The 19888-nt window shown below is 59.8% G+C and carries 16 protein-coding genes and 1 pseudogene; 8 read left to right on the top strand and 9 right to left on the bottom strand.

Annotated features, from left to right (window positions below; all coding sequences use genetic code 11):
* The 6 genes and pseudogenes from BN871_RS14305 to BN871_RS14335 all read left to right on the top strand — a co-directional run.
* A pseudogene (locus BN871_RS14305) lies at positions 1 to 1181 on the top strand (helix-turn-helix domain-containing protein); the annotation flags it as partial.
* Between the two features lie 124 nt (positions 1182 to 1305).
* A complete protein-coding gene (locus tag BN871_RS14310) occupies positions 1306 to 2772 on the top strand; it encodes an ABC transporter substrate-binding protein (protein WP_048746815.1) in 1467 nt (488 codons plus the stop codon).
* 84 nt (positions 2773 to 2856) lie between these two features.
* Complete coding sequence (locus BN871_RS14315; RefSeq protein WP_021880223.1) at positions 2857 to 3795, top strand: sugar ABC transporter permease; 939 nt, start codon at positions 2857 to 2859, stop codon at positions 3793 to 3795.
* Positions 3796 to 4696: 901 nt separating this feature from the next.
* Positions 4697 to 5620: a carbohydrate ABC transporter permease gene (locus BN871_RS14325; protein WP_048746819.1), complete on the top strand. Its 924-nt coding sequence runs from the start codon at positions 4697 to 4699 to the stop codon at positions 5618 to 5620.
* Positions 5621 to 5698: 78 nt separating this feature from the next.
* Positions 5699 to 7024 carry a glycoside hydrolase family 125 protein gene (locus tag BN871_RS14330; protein ID WP_021880221.1) on the top strand — a complete coding sequence of 442 codons (1326 nt, stop codon included), beginning with the start codon at positions 5699 to 5701 and terminating at the stop codon, positions 7022 to 7024.
* 81 nt (positions 7025 to 7105) lie between these two features.
* A complete protein-coding gene (locus BN871_RS14335; RefSeq protein ID WP_048746821.1) occupies positions 7106 to 9859 on the top strand; it encodes an alpha-mannosidase in 2754 nt (917 codons plus the stop codon).
* 76 nt (positions 9860 to 9935) lie between these two features.
* On the opposite strand, the gene BN871_RS14340 is transcribed toward BN871_RS14335, so the two are convergent.
* The 4 genes from BN871_RS14340 to BN871_RS14355 all read right to left on the bottom strand — a co-directional run bounded on the left by BN871_RS14340 (position 9936) and on the right by BN871_RS14355 (position 14278).
* Complete coding sequence (locus tag BN871_RS14340; RefSeq protein ID WP_048746823.1) at positions 9936 to 10487, bottom strand: GNAT family N-acetyltransferase; 552 nt, start codon at positions 10485 to 10487, stop codon at positions 9936 to 9938.
* 1 nt (position 10488) lies between these two features.
* On the bottom strand, positions 10489 to 11328 hold the full coding sequence (locus BN871_RS14345) for a DUF2785 domain-containing protein (RefSeq protein WP_048746825.1): 840 nt from the start codon (positions 11326 to 11328) through the stop codon (positions 10489 to 10491).
* A 110-nt stretch (positions 11329 to 11438) separates the two neighbouring features.
* Positions 11439 to 12719, bottom strand: a complete 1281-nt coding sequence (locus BN871_RS14350) for an ArsB/NhaD family transporter (RefSeq protein ID WP_048746827.1) — start codon at positions 12717 to 12719, stop codon at positions 11439 to 11441.
* Between the two features lie 188 nt (positions 12720 to 12907).
* Positions 12908 to 14278, bottom strand: a complete 1371-nt coding sequence (locus BN871_RS14355; protein WP_021881909.1) for an MATE family efflux transporter — start codon at positions 14276 to 14278, stop codon at positions 12908 to 12910.
* A 245-nt stretch (positions 14279 to 14523) separates the two neighbouring features.
* Between BN871_RS14355 and BN871_RS14360 the strand changes: the two genes are divergently transcribed.
* Positions 14524 to 15414 (top strand): helix-turn-helix domain-containing protein, encoded by an 891-nt coding sequence (locus tag BN871_RS14360; RefSeq protein WP_021881908.1) that lies wholly within the window; start codon positions 14524 to 14526, stop codon positions 15412 to 15414.
* Positions 15415 to 16389: 975 nt separating this feature from the next.
* On the opposite strand, the gene infC is transcribed toward BN871_RS14360, so the two are convergent.
* The 5 genes from infC to BN871_RS14385 form a co-directional block, all read right to left on the bottom strand.
* Positions 16390 to 16902, bottom strand: coding sequence for a translation initiation factor IF-3 (gene infC, locus BN871_RS14365; RefSeq protein ID WP_048746830.1), 513 nt, complete (start codon positions 16900 to 16902; stop codon positions 16390 to 16392).
* A gap of 75 nt (positions 16903 to 16977) precedes the next feature.
* Positions 16978 to 17877: a GNAT family N-acetyltransferase gene (locus tag BN871_RS29100; protein WP_232313066.1), complete on the bottom strand. Its 900-nt coding sequence runs from the start codon at positions 17875 to 17877 to the stop codon at positions 16978 to 16980.
* The gene (locus tag BN871_RS14375) at positions 17852 to 18148 is read right to left on the bottom strand and encodes a putative quinol monooxygenase (protein WP_048746833.1); all 297 of its coding nucleotides are present in this window, start codon (positions 18146 to 18148) and stop codon (positions 17852 to 17854) included. The genes BN871_RS29100 and BN871_RS14375 overlap by 26 nt, the downstream gene beginning before the upstream one ends.
* Before the next feature lie 121 nt (positions 18149 to 18269).
* Positions 18270 to 18908 (bottom strand): nitroreductase family protein, encoded by a 639-nt coding sequence (locus BN871_RS14380; RefSeq protein ID WP_048746836.1) that lies wholly within the window; start codon positions 18906 to 18908, stop codon positions 18270 to 18272.
* Between the two features lie 105 nt (positions 18909 to 19013).
* Entirely contained in the window at positions 19014 to 19445 is a 432-nt protein-coding gene (locus BN871_RS14385; RefSeq protein ID WP_232313068.1) for a MarR family winged helix-turn-helix transcriptional regulator, read from the bottom strand.
* A 215-nt stretch (positions 19446 to 19660) separates the two neighbouring features.
* Here BN871_RS14385 and BN871_RS14390 point away from each other — a divergent pair, with 215 nt between their 5' ends.
* Positions 19661 to 19864, top strand: coding sequence for a hypothetical protein (locus BN871_RS14390; RefSeq protein WP_021882010.1), 204 nt, complete (start codon positions 19661 to 19663; stop codon positions 19862 to 19864).
* Positions 19865 to 19888 lie beyond the last annotated feature (24 nt).

A 19888-nucleotide genomic window follows, 5' to 3' on the forward strand; every position in this document is an offset into this window, starting at 1 on the left:
TCCACCTTGAGCAGTCCGCCCCTCGGGAGCGGAATGCCTTCATGCAGCYYGCCCTCTYCSMKSAWKCCGGCATCCTGAAGGACCGCATCCTCTACCGCTGGATGCGCGGCGAGATCGATCCCTCCGAGCTCGCCCAGCGGGCGGAGCTGCTCGGCCTGCGCCTGGACCGGCCGTGGCTGACGTCGGCTGTCGTCCGCGGAACCGGCGAGAGCATTTCCGCGTTGAGGAAGCGGGTCCGCTCCCTGCTGCCTGCCGATGCCCGCTCGCTCAGCTTCGCCGACCTCGACGGCGACCTCGTTCTGCTGTTTCCGTCGGATACGGCGGAGGCGGGGAGAGCCTCTGCCCGAAGCGCGATGGAAATTCTGTCCGCAGCCGGAGGCCTGCGCCTCTCGCTCGGGACGGCGGAGCGGATCGGCGAGCTCGAGCAGCGCAGCTACGCGCTTGCCAAGAAGGCGCAGGACTATCATCTGCTGCATGAGGGCAGTCCGATTCTGGACGCCGCCGATCTGCGCGAGCAGCCGGGAAGCGGCGAAGCGCTGGAGATCGGCAGCGGCGACTACTCCCGCATGCTGCTCGCGCGCGACACGGACGGGCTGTACGGCCGCATCGACGAGGATTTCCGGCGTTTCCAGCGGATTGAGGGCGCGACGCCGGAGCTGCTCCAAAGCGCGGCGATCGAGCTGGTCGTCGCGTTCCGCCTGGAGCTGAGGGATATGCGCGGCGGCGAGCAGGCGCAGGAGGTGCTGTTCCGCTTCAAGAAAACGCTGGACCGGATCGGCAAAGCCTCCTCCCTGGAGGAGCTGACGGATGCCGTCAAAGCTTACGCCCATTTCACAATGGAGCAGCTTCAGCGCAGCGACCGCGTGCCGGTCGTGAACCAGGTCATCCAGTACATTGCCGGGCATTACCGCGAGGCGCTGTCGCTCAAGACCCTCGGTGCCGCGCACCGCATCCACCCGGCCTATCTGGGGCAGCTGTTCAGCAAGGAGACCGGCTCCGGCTTCTCGGAGTACCTGAACAAGTACCGGATCGAGAAGGCGAAGGAGCTGCTGAAGGATACCGACGACAAGGTCGCCGATATTTCCCGCGAAGTCGGTTACGTGGAAACGGGATATTTTTACAAGCAATTCAAAAAATATGTGGGCATCTCGCCCAATGAGTACCGGGAGCTGCGACCTTAGCGGCTCTCTTTCTTTAGTTTCGACACCGGATTCATAATTTGTCGCCTATTTGAAACGGCTTTCATCCGGTAAGGTGAGGATAAGCAGTTCAACACAGACAGACGCAAAGGGAGGATTCACCGGCATGAAAAAGAGATCCCCGAAAGCCATGGGCGCGATCGCCCTCATCCTTACCGCAGCCTTGACCGTAACGGCCTGCGGCAAAAGCGGCGGTGCCGCGGAAGGTACGGCGGAGAAGCCCGTCAACCTGATCTGGTACACGATCGGCGCTCCGCAGAAGGACACCGACAAGGTCATGGCTGAAGTCAACAAATACACGGCCGAGAAAATCGGCGCCACCGTTACCCTGAAGCAGATCGACTTCGGCGATTACAACCAGAAGATGGGCGTGATGACCGCTTCCGGCGAACCGATGGACATCCTGTTCACTTCTTCCTGGGCTTTCGATTACGTGCAGAATGCGCGCAAAGGCGCTTTCCTCGCCATCGACGACCTGCTGAAATCCGATGGAAAAGGCATTGTGGACACGCTGGACCCGGCCTTCCTCGAAGGCTCCAAGGTCGACGGCCACAACTACGGCATCCCGGCCAACAAAGAGCTGCCGGCCCAAACGGTCTACCGCTTCAACAAGCAGAACCTGGACAAGCTCGGTCTGGATTACAAAAACGTCAAGACGCTTGAGGATCTCGAACCGATTCTGAAAGCGAACAAGGAAAAGAATCCGGGCGTGCTCGGCCTGAAAATGGACAACAACTTCACGCCGTTCGTCCCTTACGATTACATCATCCAAGGCCTGCCGATGGCTGTCGCGCTTGACGGCGACAACAGCAAGATCGTCAACGTGCTCGACACGCCGGAAATGAAGCAGGCTCTGACAACGATGAACAAGTATTACAAAGCGGGCTACATTTCTCCTGAGGCGGCTACGACCACCTCGACCGGCGACGTGGAGAAAACCGGCAAATGGCTGATCGACCTCGCGACGACCCAGCCGCTCGCCGACAACACCTGGAGCGCCAGCCTAGGCTATCCGATCGAATCGACGCCGGCCGGCCCGTCCATCATCTACAACTGGTCCGTCATGGGCTCCATGCAGGCGATCTCGGCCAACTCCGAATATCCGGAGAAAGCGATGCAGTTCCTGAACCTGCTCAACACCGACGCCAAGCTGCGCAACATGGTCGACTCCGGCATCGAGGGCACGCACTACAAGATGACCGGCGACAACCGGATGGAGAACCTGCCTGAATCCAAAAACTACGACATGCCTACCTTCTCTCTCGGCAACGTCATGCTCACCTACCTGAACCCGGGCGACCCGGACAACAAATGGGACGAGTTCAAGAAATTCAACGACGAAGGCAAAAACGCTCCTACGCTCGGCTTCAACTTCGACACCTCCAAGGTCGCGAACGAGATCGCCGCTCTGCAGAACGTCAAAGCCGAGGTATGGGCTCCGCTCATGACCGGCACCGTCGACCCTGCCGGCTACCTGCCGCGCGCCAACGAAAAGCTGAAAGCGGCCGGCCTCGACAAGATCATCGCCGAAGCCCAAGCTCAGCTGGACGCCTGGAAAGCTTCAAAGAAGTAAGATAACGACCATTCCGGGCGAAGGCAGTTTCTTCGCCCGTTTTCTTTTTGCCTGAAAACGCACGCATGAAAAGGAGGCAACCCCATGAAAGGATTGGCCGGCTTCTTCCGCGACCTGGGCCGCAACAAAGCGATTCTGCTGATGGTGCTGCCGGGAGCGCTCTGGTTCCTCATCTTCTCCTACATTCCGATGGCCGGAACCATCCTGGCCTTCAAAGAGTACCGGATCAGCCGCCACGGCTTCCTCCGGAGCGTCCTGGACAGCGACTGGGTCGGACTGTCGAATTTCAAGTTCCTGTTCAGCACCAGCGACGCCTGGGTCATCACCCGCAACACGCTGCTCTACAACATCGTCTTCATCGTCCTCGGCCTCATCGCTTCGGTCGCCATGGCGATCGTGCTGTCCGAGATCGTCAACAAGCGCCTGTCCAAGCTGTACCAGACCGGCATGTTCCTGCCTTATTTCCTCTCCTGGGTCATCGTCGGCTACTTCGCCTTCAGCTTCCTCAGCCTGGACAAAGGCCTGCTCAACCAGATCCTGTCCTCCATCGGAATCGACCCGGTCAACTGGTACAACAACCCCGCCTATTGGCCTTTCATCCTCGTCTTCATCAGCCTGTGGAAGGGGATCGGCTACAACAGCGTCGTTTACCTGGCTTCCATCATGGGCATCGACCGCTCCCTTTACGAGGCCGCGATGATCGACGGCGCGAACAAGTGGCAGCAGATCCGCAACGTCACGATTCCGATGCTGAAGCCGCTCATGACCATTCTGACGCTGCTCGCCATCGGCAAGATCTTCTACGCCGACTTCGGCCTGTTCTACCAGGTGCCCCGCGACTCCGGCACGCTTTACTCCGTCACCAACGTCATCGACACCTATGTCTACCGCGGCTTGAAAACGACCGGCGAATTCGGAATGGTGACAGCCGCCGGCCTGTATCAGAGCTTCGTCGGCTTTACGCTCGTGCTTCTGTCCAATTGGGTCGTACGCCGCTTCGACAAGGACAACTCGCTGTTCTAGAATGCATTGCAAAGGCAGCAGGCTCAGTTGTCCTGGAACGCATCGAAGCGGACTGCGAAGCCAGCGGTTTCTTCCAATCGCTCTTGCCCCCAGGTTAGTTGAATTTGGAGTTAGCGGCGCTAACCCGGGGGCAAATGCGAACGCTCCGCTTCTCCAGAATCCCGCTGCCCTCTCCGTCCCTCATGCGACTTGAGACCTTTTTTGCCTTTTGCAACGGAGCGGCCGCAGACGGCCCCTCCATTGCGGCTTCGCATGCCTGCCTTTCTGGCCAACTCATTGCGGCATCGAATATCTGCCTCTCAAGTCACCCATTGAGGCATCACATGTTGCATTTCAGGTTCAGCCATTGCGGCTTCGCATGCCTGCCTTTCAGGTCCAGCAGCTTCGCCGGGACACCTGGCATTGCAGGCTGCGCCGCTGAGCCTGCTCGGTGCTTCCCCGGCTAGGCTTTCAGCCTTTTCCCATCACCGCCTTCCAAGAGTTCGGAAGGCGGTTCCCCCTTATAAATAAGGGGGAGGCGGCGGTTGGGCTTTTCAAACCGGGAGCGCAGCGGGCAGAATCGTTCTGGAGAAGCTTTGCCGGCGACCGTGACCCCATTGGAGATGGGGTGCGTGAGGGAGGCGGCGAAGCGTTCCCCTTTGAAGACCGGATGCTGACCCTGACAAGGGGCTGGGAGATGCAGAGCATCCGGGGTTCAACAGGGATCGGAGGAATGATCTGCCGGCGGAGCGGATGGGGTTTGAAGGGGGTTGCCTTTGCCTTTGCCTTTGCCTTTGCCTTTGCCTTTGCCTTTGCCTTTGCCTTTGCCTTTGCCTTTGCCTTTGCCTTTGCTCCCGATCTACCCGCACCACCAAGCACCAACAAGCCGCCCTCCAGGCGGCACGAAAGGAGTTTCCCCCTCATGGCCAAAGCAATGCCCGTCCGGAAACCCCGGGACTTCCAGAAGCTGTCGACCGGCTGGAACGTCGTCTTCAACCTCATCGCAGCCGTTTTCGCCTTGGCTTGCGTGTTCCCGTTCGTCTTCATCGTCATCATCTCGTTCACCAAGGAATCCAGCCTCGCCGAGAACGGCTACCAGATCCTTCCGGAGCATTGGAGCCTTGAGGCTTACCGGTACGTCTTCCAGAACGGCGACGCGCTGCTCCGCTCTTACGGCGTCACCATTCTGGTGACGGTCGTCGGCACCGTGCTCGCGCTGCTTGTCGTCACGCTGTACGCGTACGGCATTTCGCGCAAGACGTTCAAGTACCGGAATTTCTTCGGCTTCTTTGCTTTCTTCACGATGCTGTTCAACGGCGGCCTCGTCCCGACCTACATCGTCGTCACGCAGATGCTCGGACTCAAGGATTCCGTCTGGGCGATGATTCTGCCTCTGATGGTCAACGCCTTCTACATCCTGATCATGCGTACGTTCTTCAGCACGATGGTTCCCGACGCCATTATCGAATCCGGCAAAATCGACGGCGCCGGCGAATTCCAGATCTTCTGGAAACTCGTCCTGCCGCTCGCGCTCCCCGGACTTGCCACGATCGCCCTGTTCAGCACGCTCGGCTACTGGAATGACTGGTTCAACGCCCTGCTGTACATCGAGAATCCCAATCTCGTGCCGCTGCAGTCGATGCTGATGCGCATCGAAACCAACATGCAGTTCCTGCTGTCGCAGGCGGCGAGCAATTCCTCGCTGGCGTCCAATCTCCAGAACATGCCGCAGGATACTTCCCGCATGGCGATGGTCGTGCTCGCCACCGGCCCGATCATCCTCGCCTACCCGTTCTTCCAGCGTTATTTCGTACAAGGATTGACGATCGGAGCGGTCAAGGAGTAAGCTCGCGGCAAAGAAGCCGGACAACCTGCACGATCCCCACTTCCCAATCTCACTTTCGACAAGGAGCCTGATCAATTCATGGAACAATTCCGCCTCCCCAAAATCCCGATGCCGAAGCTGGAGACGCCTGCCGCCGTACAGGCCGTCCTCGAGGAAGCCGGCCAGCGCCTGGCGCATCGTCCGAAGCTGCTGGAGCTTTTCCGCAACTGCTTCCCCAATACGCTGGACACGACGACCAAGCTGATGGCTGACAGCACCACCTTCGTCATCACCGGCGACATTCCGGCCATGTGGCTGCGCGATTCCGTCGAACAGGTCATCCACTACGTTCCGCTTGCCAAGGAGGACCCTTCCCTCCAGCGGATCATCGAAGGCCTCATCAAGCGCCACATGAACATGATCCGGATCGACCCTTACGCCAACGCCTTCAACGAAACCAGCAACGACTGGCACTGGAACACGACCGACGTGACCGACATGGGTCCATGGGTATGGGAGCGCAAGTTCGAGCTCGACTCGATCTGCTTCTCGTTCCGCCTCGCCTATGCCTACTGGAACGAGACGAAGCATACCGCCATCTTCGACACGGACTTCAAGCTGGCGATGAGGACGGCAATCGATCTGTGGAAAACGGAGCAGCGGCACTTGGAGCAGTCCCCCTACCGCTTCACCCGCAACAACGGCATTCCGACCGATTCGCTGCGCAACAGCGGCCTCGGCATGCCGGTCAACTATACGGGCATGATCTGGTCGGGCTTCCGCCCGAGCGACGATGCGTGCGACTTCCACTACAACATTCCGGCCAACATGTTCGCCGTCGTCACGCTGCGGCAGATGCGGGAGATAGCGGAATGGGTATTCCGCGACATGGCGATGGTGCAGGAGCTGGCGGATCTGGAAGCGGACGTCGACCACGGCATCCAGCTGTACGGCGTGTACCGCCATCCCGAGTTCGGTCCCATCTACGCCTACGAGACCGACGGCTTCGGCAACTACTGCCTGATGGACGATGCCGGCACGCCGGGCCTGATGTCGATCCCTTACGTCGGCTATACGTCCGAGGACGATCCGATCTATCTCAACACGCGCCGCTTCGCGCTGAGCAAGGAGAATCCGTTCTATTACGAAGGCGCCAAGGCCAAAGGCATCGGCAGCCCCCACACGCCGCCGGGCTACATCTGGCATATGGCCCTTTCCATGCAGGGCATCACAGCCGTATCCGCCGAGGAAAAGCTCGCCATGATCGACATGCTGGAGTCGACCGATGCGGACACCGGATTCATGCATGAAGGGTTCCATTCCGACGATCCCGCCGTATTTACGCGCAGCTGGTTCGCCTGGTCCAACAGCCTCTTCTCGCAGCTCGTTTACCGGGCGATGAAGGACGGCCTGCTGGACGCCTGATTCCGCTTGCCCGATTGTTGGTCAAAGACCGATCGTCAACATCGCTTTCACTCCACTCCGTACTGAAAGGACGTGCTCCCCATGAGCAAGCGCACCGCGCATCTGATCTCGCATACGCACTGGGACCGGGAATGGTACCTCCCCTATGAGAAACATCATGTCCGGCTCGTCGAGCTCGTCGACACCTTGCTGGACACGCTCGAGAACGATCCCGGCTACCGCAGCTTCTTCCTCGACGGCCAGACGATCATCCTGGAGGATTACCTTCAGGTGCGGCCGGACAACCGCGAACGCCTGCAAGCCCTGATCACCGCGGGCCGCATCGGGATCGGTCCGTGGTATATTCTGCAGGACGCCTTCCTCACGAGCGGCGAAGCCAATATCCGCAACCTGCAGATCGGCCATGAGGATGCCGCCCGCTGGGGTCCGGTATCCAAGATCGGCTATTTCCCCGACACGTTCGGCCTTGTCGGCCAGACGCCGCAGCTGATGGCGCAGGCCGGCATCGACAACGCGCTGTTCGGGCGCGGCGTCAAGCCGACCGGCTTCAACAACGAGGTCGGAGAGTCGACCGCCTTTGAAAGCTCCTTCTCCGAGCTCATCTGGGAAGGGCCCGACGGCTCCCGCGTGCTCGGCATTCTGTTCGCCAACTGGTATTCCAACGGCAACGAGGTGCCGGTTCAAGCCGAGGAAGCCCGCGCCTACTGGCAGCGCAAGCTTTCCGACGCCGGCAAATACGCGTCGACCCCGCATCTGCTCTTCATGAACGGCTGCGACCACCAGCCGATCCAGACGGATCTGGCCGAGGCGATCCGCATGGCCGGCGCGGTAGAGCCGGATGTGACCTTCATCCACTCCAACTTCCCGGACTATCTGCAAGCCGTCCGCGAGTCGGCGGGAGAGCGGCCTCTGTCGGTCGTTCAGGGCGAGCTGCGCAGCCAGCGCACGGACGGCTGGGGAACGCTGGTCAACACCGCCTCCTCGCGCGTCTACCTCAAGCAGATGAACGCCCGCGGCCAAGCTCTGCTGGAGCGCGCGGCGGAGCCGCTTGCGGCCTACGCCCACCTGCACGGCAAGGATTACCCGCATCACTTGCTCACGTACGGCTGGAAGCTGCTCATGCAGAACCATCCGCATGACAGCATCTGCGGCTGCAGCGTGGACGAGGTCCACCGGGAGATGGTCGCCCGCTTCGACAAGAGCCGCCATGTGGCGGAATCCATCCTCGACGAGACGGCGCGTTTCCTCGCCGACGCCGTGGACACCCGGGTATTCGGGTCCTACGGCTCCGATGCTCTGCCGTTCGTCGTGAACAACACGACCGGATATGAACGCGGCGGCACCGTGTCGGTAGAACTCGACGCGGCACGGATCTATTTCCGCGATGGCATCCCGATTCCGGAAATGAACTCCCGCATCTCCGAAATCGGCCTCGAAGGCCGAGTACTCGTAGACGATCAGGGGCAGCCTATTCCTTGCACGATGGAAGATCTCGGTCTTCAGTTCGGCTATGACCTGCCGGACGACGCTTTCCGCCAGCCTTACCAGGCCCGCCGGGTGCGCCTGACCTTCCGCGCTGACGCCGTGCCGGCGCTCGGCCACCGCGCTTATGCCTGGGTGAAAGGCGGGCAGGCGCCGACGCAGCAGCCTTCCCTTCTCCAAGGAGGCCGCGTGCTGGACAATGGCCTGCTGCGCGCCGAAGTCGCCGAGGACGGCAGCTTCGCCTTGAGCGATCTCCGCACCGGACGGGTTTACACCGGTCTCGGCGTATATGAGGACAGCGGCGACATCGGCAACGAATACATGTTCATGGCTCCGAAGGGCGTAGAGCCGCTGACCACGAAGGGCTTGCAGGCATCCGTCCGCGTTGCCGAGGACGCTCCGTACCGGGCCGCTCTGGAAATCGTCCACGAATGGGAGCTGCCCGCCTCGGCTGATGAGCTTCTGGAGCGCGAGCAGCGGGAAATCGTCTACTTCCCGGAACGCCAGGCCGGCCGCTCCGAGCAGACGGTCAAGCTGCGCCTGACGACGACCTTGTCGCTGGAGCGGGGAAGCAGAAGGCTGGACATCGTCTCCTCCTTCGACAACCAGGCCAAGGATCACCGGGTGCGCATGCTGTTCCCGACGGATCTCGAGACGTCTGTCCACACGGCGGACTCCATCTTTGAAGCCGCCTTGCGCGACAACGAGCCATCCGCCGAGTGGACCAACCCGAGCAACGCGCAGCATCAGACGGCCTTTGCCGACGTCAGCGGCCTGACCGCGGACGGCGAGCGCGCCGGTCTTACCGTGGCGAACAGCGGGCTGAACGAGTACGAGGTGCTCCGCGACGGCCGCAATACGATCGCGGTCACGCTGCTCCGCTCGACGGGAGAGCTCGGCGACTGGGGCTGGTTCCCGACGCCGGAAGCCCAGTGCATCGGTCCGCATGAAGCGCGCTTGGCGCTTATCCCGCATGGCGGCGACGGAGCCGCAGAAGGCGCGTATGCCGAAGCCTACCAGTTCGAAACGCCTTGGACGACGGCGCAGACCGGCATCCATGGCGGAACGCTCCGTCCCGTCGATGCCGCCTTGGCCTGGGAAGGCGAAGCGCTGGCGTTCTCGGCCTTCAAGGTCAACGCTGTCGGCGACGTTATGGCCCGCTGGTACAACTTGAAGCGCGAGCCCGCCAAGCTCGCCGTTCAGGCTCCGGCAGGAGCATCCGGCTGGTACAAGAGCGGCGTGCTCGAGCAGGCCGAAACCGCGTCCGGACTGGACGCAGGCCGCCGCGCCGAGCTTCCGGCCGGTCCTGCGGAGATTGTTACGCTCGGCTTCTCGCATCGGCTTCAATCCTAAACCTTAAAGCAACGCCAAAAAAGACCCGGGAGCTTGTCCCGGGTCTTTTTTGGCCTGCCGTTCGGCAGACGGCCCTCTAGCTTTCCAGCGCCGCTTCCCATTCCCGGCGGAGTATGCCCATGCTGATCCGGTCATACAGGCGTCCGTCCCGCCAGACAGCCTCTCTGGCCCTGCCTTCGTGGCGGAAGCCCGCCTTTTCGTACGCCCGGATGCCGCCCGCATTATACTCGATCACATCCAAGCCGACACGGTGCAGATTGAGCTCGTGGAACGCATAGCGCAATAGGATCTTCAGCGCGTCCGAGCCGTACCCGCGGCCCCGGTTCTGCGCCTCCCCGATGCCGATCGCGAGCATCCCGGCGCGGTTGTTCCATTCGATGCTGTGGATGGCCGCGAAGCCGATCAGCTCGTCGCCTTCAAGCTCCCGCAGACGGAAGTAGACTTCCTTGGAGCCGGGCTCCGACTCCGATTCCATCTGCTTTTCCGTAGCCGGCACCGCGTACTCCGTGTCCACGTTCCGCAAGTAATCGGAATCCTCCATCCAAAGCGCCATTGTGGCGACATCCTCCGGCCTTGGAGCGGCCAGTCGGACGAGCTTTCCTTCAAACAAATTCGGCCTCAGCCCCATATCAAATCCTCCTGTTGGTCTGAAGACGTCGGACCGCTTCTTCTGCGGCAGCCCGGGCTTCGCCAAGCTCCCCGTCAAGCCGGAAATAGAGCGTCTTTAAGAAATAAGCCAGTCCGATACCGGTGTGGAAAGCCGCCAAATAATCCGTTCCTGAAGAAAGGAAGGCTTCATACGCCTCCGGCAGTCCCTGGATCCATCCCGCCAGCGCAGCATCGGCCAGACCGCGTTCCAGCAGCCTGTCGATGACAGTCGTCAGCCTGCTGTCCTCATCGTCGGTATAGACCGTCTCCTTGAAAAAAGCACTCTGCACCGCTGCCAGAATGTCCGGAGCCCGCTCCGGCCGGAACGCCGGATGCCTGACGCAGGCACCAAGCAAATCCGCTCCGTGCGCGATGGCATGGGCCCATCCTTTCTCAGGCACGAAGCCGCGGGTATCCCGCTCTCTTTCCATATAGGACAAGCTTTGGCGGATCGCCTTCTCCGTTTGGGCGCCGCTCAGGACGCCGCTCTTCCTGTCCGCGACGATGACGCATGTCAGCGCCAGAGAGGCGAAGGAGCGCGTGAACACCGCATCGCTCCCTTGTTCCCCGATTCCGCTCATCTGCAGCCCAAGACAGCGCTCCAGCACACGCTCCAGCTGTCCGGGACTCAAATATCCTTCCCCGATCCATTTGGCGAACGCGGAGTAGATGAGCTCGTCCCTCAGCTCCGGGTCTACGGCCCCGATATGATCCAGCATGTCCTCCAAGAGCAGATCGCTATCCTCTTGAAGCCAGTCTCCCTTGCTTGTCTCTGTCATCCGCTGGAGCTTGAGCTTGAGCTCCTCCGATGTCTGTCCCATTTTCACGCCCTCTTTCCTGATTCCTTCAGCTCCCCGTATCTTACCGCTCCGCCGGGAATCCGTCAGGCTCCAGAATGGTTATAGACGTTCTCGACAGCCGTATGCCGCAGCTACAGCAGATACCGCAAATAGACGTACACGCTGGACAGCGCGACCGAGAGCAGCATGAGCGGGAAGCCGTATTTCAGGAACGTCAGGAACCGGATCGGATATCCCTCCCGGGCCGAGATCCCCGCCGCCACGAGATTGGCGCTCGCCCCGATCAAGGTGCCGTTGCCGCCAAGGCAAGCCCCGAGCGCCAGGCTCCACCAGAGCGGCTCCAGGTTGTCGATTCCCATGCTCCCCATGTCCTGGATGAGCGGAATCATCGTGGCGACGAACGGGATATTGTCCAGAAAGGCAGAGGCGATCGCGCTGAGCCATAAAATCAGCATGGACGCGGATTTCATGTCGCCTCCGGTCAGATCCACGGCGTTTTCCGCCAAGCGGCCGATGACGCCCGTGTCGACCAGCCCGCCCACAAGGACGAACAAGCCGATGAAGAAAAACAGCGTCGGCCATTCCACCGCGGCAAGGGATGCCTCCAGCATGCGCTCTCCGGTGAGCAGCAGCAGGATGAACGCTCCTGCCAGCGCCACGGTCGCGGATTCCAGATGCAGCGCCTGATGCAGGAAAAAGCCCGCGATCGTAAGCCCAAGCACCGACAGCGACTTGATGAGCAGCTTCCGGTCATGCAGCAGGCCGTCCTCCTCCATCTCCATCAGTCTCGCCTTCAGCTCCGGCGTCGTGCGCAGCTGCTTGCGGAAGATGAGCATGAAGATCGGCACATAGACCGCCATGATGATGGCGATGATCGGCGCCAGATTTTCGATGAAGGCGAGGAAGGTCAGCTCCTTGACCGCGCTTCCGATCATGATGTTCGGCGGATCGCCGATCAGCGTCGCGGTTCCGCCTGCGTTGGAAGCGATGACCTGGGTAATCAGGAATGGAATCGGGCTGACCTTGAGCCGGCGCGTAATGCTGAACGTGACCGGGACGATGAGCAGGATCGTCGTCACGTTGTCTAGGAAGGCGGAGCCGAGAGCCGTGACGAGCGCCAGCGCGACGAGAATGCGTACCGGCTCGCCCTTGGCCAGCTTGGCGGCCTTTATCGCGGCGTAGGCGAATATGCCGGTCTCGGCGGTGACATGCACGATGATCATCATGCCGATCAGCAGGCCGAGCGTATTGAAGTCGATATGCTCGACCGCCTTATGCTGCTCGACGAGGCCTGCGGCCACGACGATGAGAGCGCCCAGCATGGCGGCGACCGTACGGTGGATTTTTTCGGAAACGATGAACGCGTAGGTAAGCAGAAAAATCGCGACAGCCCATGCAGCCTGCAAAAACAAGACCTCCTGAAGATGACGATAAATGGACAATCATGAAGCTTTCATGATTTTACCATAAAAAAGCGAATCTCTTTAAGCCATCTTCAGCTTCCGATTACTTCCAGCGAACAATCCGGAACGAAAAAAAGGATGTCCTGGAGGCTCGCGCCTTTCGGACATCCTTTTTGGTGCTGTCGATTGCGGCAGGCTCACATCTCCGCAGCGGTGCCGCTCGCGACAGTCGGCACTTCCTGGGCCGCGCCGCGCGTAGCCCACTTGCGGCTGCGCCAGCGCAGCCAGCAGACGAAGCCGCGCAAGTATTCGTCCGCGATCATGCAGGCGTAGATCGCGACCAGCCCCCAGCCGAGATGGATGCTGAAGTAGTAGGCGACGGCTACCGATACGCCCCACATGCTGACCGTCGAGATGACCATCGTGAAGCGGGTATCTCCGACCGCGTTGAGGGAGTCGGCTATCGTCATGTTGAGCATCTTGCCCGGCTGCAGCAGCAGGTTGAGACCGAGCAGGGAAGCGCAGATGGCCAGTATCTCGCTGTCCGAGGTGAACAGCCCCAGCATCTGCCTGCCGAACAGGAACACGAGCAGCGCGTTGCCGATGACGACCAGCTGGCCGATCCAGAGGCCGGTATAGGCGCCCTTGTACGCCTCCCGCATGCGTCCCCCTCCGAACAAGTGGGCGACCCGAATCTGCGTAGCAAGCGCGATCGAGAACCCGATCAGGAAGCAGAACGATTCCAGCGTGTTCATATACGTGCGCGCCGACAGCTCCTTGGCTCCGAGCGAGCCGATGAACGTGAAGATGACGAGCTGGGAGAACACCCAGTTGGCCGAGTATACGCCGAGCGGCCAGCCGATCTTCATGACCTCGGAGAACAGTCCGCGGCTCCAGATCTTGATGTCGCCCCACCAGATGCGGCGCTCGAAGGCGAACAGGAACATGTAGAAGAGCAGCGCCGAGGCGAGCAGGCGGCTGACCAGCGTGCTGACGGCGACTCCCGTCAGTCCCCACTGCGGCAGGCCGAAGGCGCCGAAGATGAAGCCGTAGTTCAAGATGATGTGGATGACATTCATGCCGACGGCCGTGTACATCGGTCCCCGCGTGTTGCCGGTGTTGCGGATCGCCGTGCTCAGCGTGCTCATGACGGCGATCAGGATCATGCCGCCGCCGACGATGGAGATGTAGCGGACCGCCATCGGCACCAGCTCCTCGGGCATCTGCAGCACCCGGGCGATCGGCGCCGGGAACAGGATCAGCACCGCGCTCAGCGCCGCGCCGATGAGGACCGTCGCCTTGAGGGCGATAATGGAAATCGTCCGGGCCTCTTCCTCTTTCCTTGCGCCCAGCTTTTGCGCGATCAGGATGCCTGCGCCGCTGGCGATGACCGTGAAGAGAACCGTCATCGCATTGAACAGCTGATTGGAGAAGCCGACGACCGCTACGGCGTCATCGGACACTTTGCTGACCATCAGCGTATCGGCGGCCCCAAGAAGAAACTGCAGGAACAGCTCGATGAAGATCGGCCACGAGAGCGCCCACAGGGAATAATTACGATTTTTCATTTATGCAACCTCCACCCTGGATAACCTGGTACGGATCGCCCGCACCGGGCTGATGAAAGCCCTTACTTCGCCCAAGCCGCCTAACAACCTAACTTATTAAGGATGATGCGGATTACAAGTGAGTATGGAGCTCATTAGTCAAACCAAATTATAAGTGCTATACTCGCTCTGAGGTATCAAGGATGCAACCTTAACTTTCAAAATTCCAACTTCATTTTCATTCCAAGCAAAGGATAGAGTAGCCCATGAATCTGCTTCAGTTCGCTCTTCCGCCGCTCCCCTTCTATATCAGCAGCGGCCATGAAACGCATGGGCCGGGACTGGTCCATGTCGATCGCCGCAACATCGGCGTGTTCGATCTGCTCGCCGTCAGGCAAGGGACGCTGCACATCGGAGAAGAAGACCGCCGTTATGCCCTCGGCGCGGGAGAAGCGCTCATCCTTCGTCCTGACGCCCATCACTTCGGCACTTCCCCTTGCACGGAGACGACCGAGTATTACTGGATGCACTTCGGCCATCAGGGCCATTGGACGGCGACCGACGAGCGGCTGCCGCTCTACCAGAGCCAGCGGGATACGGCCGATTCCTCCGCCAGCGCGGCCTGGAAGATGACCGCGCCGCCATTCTCCGTCCAGGTTCCGCAGCATTCGGTGCTGCTGCAGCCGGAGCAGGCGTTCGAGCTGCTGGAGCAGCTGACGGCCATCACGCAGAGCGGCCATATGGGCGGCGCTCTCTGGCGCCAGCAGATCCTGTTCCAGGAGCTGCTCCAGCAGCTGTCGGCGGCCATCGACGCCCGCTCCACCTCGCCTTCGGCCGCTTGCGCCACACAGGCGGCCGCCTATCTGCGCCAGCATTACGCCGAGGAGATCAGCGCCCGCGAGATGGCCGACAGCCTCAATTTCCACTCCGTCTATATCGCCCGCTGCATGCAAAAGGAGTTCGGCTGCTCGCCGAAGGAGTACCTGCTCCGCTATCGGATCGGACAGGCCAAGCTGCTGCTTCTGCGCACCGACTATCCGGTCTCCCGCGTCGCGGAAGAGGTCGGCTTCAACCAGGCGGCCTACTTCGCCTCCTGCTTCGCCAAGTACGAGGGCATCTCGCCGCGCAGCTACCGGCTGCGGTTCTCGCATGCCTGAGATTCGCTCCGGTCCATCCCAAGCGAGCCCTACGCGGGAACACGTATGAAACCCCAATGAAACCCCAATGAAACCTTGGTTGCACCCAACTGCGCCAATAATTTTGCGCTGGGATAATGGAGGCCGCCGCTTCCGGAATCGCAGCGTTTCCTGGCCTTTTTTGGCATCGCCGCTTGAGCCTGAAACCGGGCTAGATACTTCTACTCGCCGCTTCAGCTTGTGACCGACTAGATGCTTCTACATCGCCGCTTCAGCTTGTGACCGACTAGATGCTCCTACATCGCCGCTTGAGCCTGAAACCGGACTAGACACTTCTACATCGCCGCTTCAGCTTGTGACCGACTAGAGACTTCTACTCGCCGCTTGAGCCTGAAACCGGACTAGACACTTCTACATCGCCGCTTCAGCTTGTGACCGACTAGAGACTTCTACTCGCCGCTTGAGCTTGTGACCGTTGATATTTCTGCTTGGCCGCTTGAGGAGCTCGACACTTCCACTTCCCCCGCTTGAGCTTGAACCAGGCTGGTACCTTTACCTGAGAGGGTTTCAAAATAACGGGGTTGCCCAATTGCAAGCGACCCATCCCCGTTTTGGTCTTGTTCGGTGGTTGTATCGGACATACGTTCCGCTATTTAGGCTTTTTCTTCGTTTTCGTGCCTTTATCGGACATACGATCCGTTATTCCATCCATCTAAATCGGTATTCCAATAATAACGAACAAATAGCGGATCGTATGTCCGATCCGCTTCAATAATGGCCTTTTATCGCAAAATAACGGATCGTATGTCCGATCCGGTTTCCTTTGCCTGAAACAATCCGAACCCCGGCAAGGAACAAGCGCACCTTCAACTTGAGTCCAGCACCTGCACGGCATCCTAACGCCACCCATAATGCGCGCATCCTCGGGCACCGGCAAGCCGTCAATCCCCGGCTATTTCCTCAACGATATCGCGGAGGCAGCTCAGCACCTGCAGCCTAGAGCGGATTCACCTTCACCTGCGAGCCTTTGCCGCTCGTCTGGATGCCGCTTTCCTTGCGGCCGGCTTCCTTCAGATCGGCCAGCAGCCGCTCCAGCACCGCTTTGGCGGCGGCGCCTTCCTTGGCTCCGGACGCCTTGACGACAATCTGGACGGCACTGCCTCCCCGCAGCAGCTTGTCCGCCTGCCGCAGCTTCGTGTCGTAATCATGCTCCTCGATATGCGCGGTGAAGCGAAGCTCCTTGACCTTTTCGCCGCTCTTGCCGCCATGGCTTGGCGCGCCCTTCCCGGCCGTCTTGGCATCTTGGCGAGCCTTGTCCTTGCCCTTCCCTTTCGGTGTCAGGCTGCAAGGCGGCGGGCTGCTCATCAGCGAGGTGCAGACGAGATCCGCTCCGGCCGCCTTCGCCAGCGCCAGCGCTTCCTCCCGGCTGACGACGCCGATCTTCTCTCCGTTCAGTCCTGTCAGCATCACCTCGAATGCTTTGATTTGCTCGTTGATCAATACCGCCATAATCGCCTCTTCACAGCCTCTCTTCCGATCTTATTCTGTTAGCATACCCGGCTGGCGGCCTGCATTCAATCCCGTTCATTTGGATTTCGTCAAATAGAGCACCAGATCGTCATCCACGCGCACCTGGCCGCCGGGCTCGACGGGACGGTTGCCGTACATGACTCCTTTTCCGTCCGGGATATATCCCCGTTTGACGTACAGTCTCTGTGCGCTGCCATAATCCGCATACAAGCCGAATCCGATGCCGACTAGATCCGATTTTGCAAAAACCTGCTCCTCCAGCGCTTCGATCAGCCGGCTTCCGACTCCCTGTCTTCTGAACGGCGGGATGACGTCGAAGTTCTGAATTTCAGGGATTCGGTTCTCGGCAAAGTACGGATAATCCGACTTGAATACCACATGTCCCCATCCTGCGAATTCCTTTTCCTGAAAGGCCAGGAATGTTGCTCTTTCTCCCTTTTGGTTCTCTTCCCAGCAGCGCTCGATGTAATCAAGAGGCTTGCCGACGTCGTGGCCGGTCAACCCTTCATAGATGAGCTCGATGTCCTCCCCTGTCATAGGGCGAATTCCGATACCAGTCTCCATGTTCTGCTTCCCTCCCGCGATCAAACGATTCAGGATCATGTTATCACAATGGCGGCAATTCGATTGGTAAAGAACGACTAAGATCAAACCTTCCTGAACGCTTCCTCTTCCCCGGTAAATAGACAAAAAGACCAGCCGAATGGGCTGGCCCTGACATATATCGGGAAGCAGTTTTCCCTGGAACTCTGTTATTTCATGGAACTCTATTATTTCATGGAACTCTATTATTTCATGGAACTCTATTATTTCATGGAACTCTGTTTTTCCCTGGAACTCTGTTTTTCCCTGGAACTCTGTTATTCCCTGGAACTCTGTTATTCCCCGGACCTCCATTATTGGAACTCCATTATTCCCCGAAGCTCCATTATTTCTGAACAGCTTCTCCCGCAAAAGCGCGCACGTCCAGCGGAGCCGCCATATAAGCCTGAGCAGACTTCACAAACGACTGAAAATGCCCGCTGGCATTATGGGCAGCAACAGCCTCCGTATCCTGCCAAAGCTCGACCATCGTGTACGAATGCTCCTGCTCCGTGCTCTTGAGCAGGCTGTACGAGACATTGCCGGCTTCGGCTCGGGAAGCTTCCACCAGCGCCTCGGCGGCGCTTAGGAACTCGCTCTCCGCCTCGCTTTTCACCTTGATGCCTGCATGGATGATAATCATGTCGGTTTCCTCGCTCTCGTGGCCTGATGCCGTTCCATCCGGGCAATCATGGCCTTGTCTTTCTACGCGTATTCCGCTCCCGCTATGGCTTCACTCAGCCTGCAGCCTCGTCCTGCTGCGCTTACTTCCACTCCGCTACGCGGTCCACAGCCAAGCGGGTCGTCAGCCGGGCTTCCTTGGCCGCGACGCCGACCGAGATCAGCATGACCGGAACATAGCGGTCCTTCTCCATGCCGAATACGTCGGCGATGCGGCTCTTGTCGTAGCCCCCGATCGGGTTCGTGTCATAGCCGCGGGCGCGGGCTGCAAGCATGAGCTGCATCGATACAAGGCCGCTGTCCACCAGAATCATCTCGCGGAAAGCCTGGGCCGGAATCGAAGCGAACAGGCGAGTGTAGTTGGCCATCATCTGGTCCTTCACTTCCTGCGGCAGGAAGCCTCGCTCAACCGCTCCGCCCATGATTTCATCGGCATAATCGAAAGCTTTCATGTCGGCGAAAACGGCAATGACAGCAGACGAAGTGTTGACCTGCGTAGCATTGTTCGGCGCGATCTCGGCCAGAGCCGCTTTCGCCTCCTCGCTTTCAACGACGAGGAATCTCCACGGCTGCAGGTTGACGGAAGATGGAGCCAGGGTCGCTTCCGCCAGAATCTCGGTCATTTCCTCGCGGCTGATTTTGACGGCCGGATCGTATACCCGCACAGAGCGGCGTTCGGAAATGATTTTTTTGTAGTCGTTCGATTTTGTAGATACAGTCATGATTTATCTCTCCCTTGTCTTATCTTCTGTATTTTTATCTCTATCCATCCGTCTTCTTCCCGGAAGCCCGGGTCGCTTTCCAAGCCATGCTTCATTCTAAAAAAATCAGGATGCACCGGCATTACCGGAACGGCTCAGCGCCGTTTCCACCTGCTGCACCTTGTCGCCGAGCTGCTGCAGCATCCGGACAAGCTCAAGCCGCTCCTCCTCGCGGAGACCGGACTGCAGCTCTTCCATGAAGCGGTCCTTCTGTTCCTGGTGGGAGCGCAGACGGCTGTGGCCCTCTTCCGTCAGCTGAACGAGCGTCAGACGATTGTCGCTCTCGCATCGGGTACGGGTGACGAGTCCTTCCGCTTCCAGCTGCTGGACATGGCGGGTGACCGCGGCGGGATCGATCGAGACCGCCTTCTGCAGCTCCGCCTGGCTGATCTGACCGCCGGCCAGCTTGAAGAGCAGCTCGAGCCGATTCGGGCTGATGCCGGCGCAGCGCTCGAACCGGGTCGCGATATGCTTGTTGAGATGAAGGAGCAGACACAACAGATCTTCGGTTCGGCAATTCGGAATGGCAAGAACCTCCTTTCATCGTTTGATGGATCAATGGTTGATGGATCAATGATACAACGGCCAGAGTCGGATTGCAACCATTCCGCATATTCCCGTTTGTCCCGGCTCCCAAAATCCGTTATCCTGATAGGACGACGAACAAGCATTCTCCCCCTGAGGGAAGGCATACATTGGAGACGACATCATCTATGAACGCGAATCTACCCATTCCCTACAAAAAGCCGCTCGGAGCAACCGGACGTTCGCTCCCCTACGCCACTCTCGCCTCCGCGGGAGGAAGTCCCCGGCTCGTGCCGGACAGCGATGCCGACAGCGGCTTCTTCCGCGCGCTCGAGAGCCGCGGCCTGAGCCTGAACGGCCCGCAGATCGAGGCGGTTGATGGAGCCCGGTGAACTCCGTGTCGAAGAATACCCTCA

The sequence above is a fragment of the Paenibacillus sp. P22 genome (assembly GCF_000469945.2).
Taxonomy (GTDB): Bacteria; Bacillota; Bacilli; order Paenibacillales; family Paenibacillaceae; genus Paenibacillus_O; species Paenibacillus_O humicus.

What these genes read in the sequence shown, in the direction of transcription:
- BN871_RS14315 (WP_021880223.1), top strand. Translation starts at nt 2,857, where the DNA reads ATGAAAGGATTGGCCGGCTTCTTCCGCGACCTGGGCCGCAACAAAGCG.
- BN871_RS14345 (WP_048746825.1), bottom strand. Translation starts at nt 11,328, where the DNA reads ATGGGACAGACATCGGAGGAGCTCAAGCTCAAGCTCCAGCGGATGACA.
- BN871_RS14375 (WP_048746833.1), bottom strand. Translation starts at nt 18,148, where the DNA reads ATGATTATCATCCATGCAGGCATCAAGGTGAAAAGCGAGGCGGAGAGC.
- BN871_RS14355 (WP_021881909.1), bottom strand. Translation starts at nt 14,278, where the DNA reads ATGAAAAATCGTAATTATTCCCTGTGGGCGCTCTCGTGGCCGATCTTC.
- infC (WP_048746830.1), bottom strand. Translation starts at nt 16,902, where the DNA reads ATGGCGGTATTGATCAACGAGCAAATCAAAGCATTCGAGGTGATGCTG.
- BN871_RS14390 (WP_021882010.1), top strand. Translation starts at nt 19,661, where the DNA reads ATGAACGCGAATCTACCCATTCCCTACAAAAAGCCGCTCGGAGCAACC.
- BN871_RS14335 (WP_048746821.1), top strand. Translation starts at nt 7,106, where the DNA reads ATGAGCAAGCGCACCGCGCATCTGATCTCGCATACGCACTGGGACCGG.
- BN871_RS14360 (WP_021881908.1), top strand. Translation starts at nt 14,524, where the DNA reads ATGAATCTGCTTCAGTTCGCTCTTCCGCCGCTCCCCTTCTATATCAGC.
- BN871_RS14380 (WP_048746836.1), bottom strand. Translation starts at nt 18,908, where the DNA reads ATGACTGTATCTACAAAATCGAACGACTACAAAAAAATCATTTCCGAA.
- BN871_RS14325 (WP_048746819.1), top strand. Translation starts at nt 4,697, where the DNA reads ATGGCCAAAGCAATGCCCGTCCGGAAACCCCGGGACTTCCAGAAGCTG.
- BN871_RS14340 (WP_048746823.1), bottom strand. Translation starts at nt 10,487, where the DNA reads ATGGGGCTGAGGCCGAATTTGTTTGAAGGAAAGCTCGTCCGACTGGCC.
- BN871_RS14310 (WP_048746815.1), top strand. Translation starts at nt 1,306, where the DNA reads ATGAAAAAGAGATCCCCGAAAGCCATGGGCGCGATCGCCCTCATCCTT.
- BN871_RS14330 (WP_021880221.1), top strand. Translation starts at nt 5,699, where the DNA reads ATGGAACAATTCCGCCTCCCCAAAATCCCGATGCCGAAGCTGGAGACG.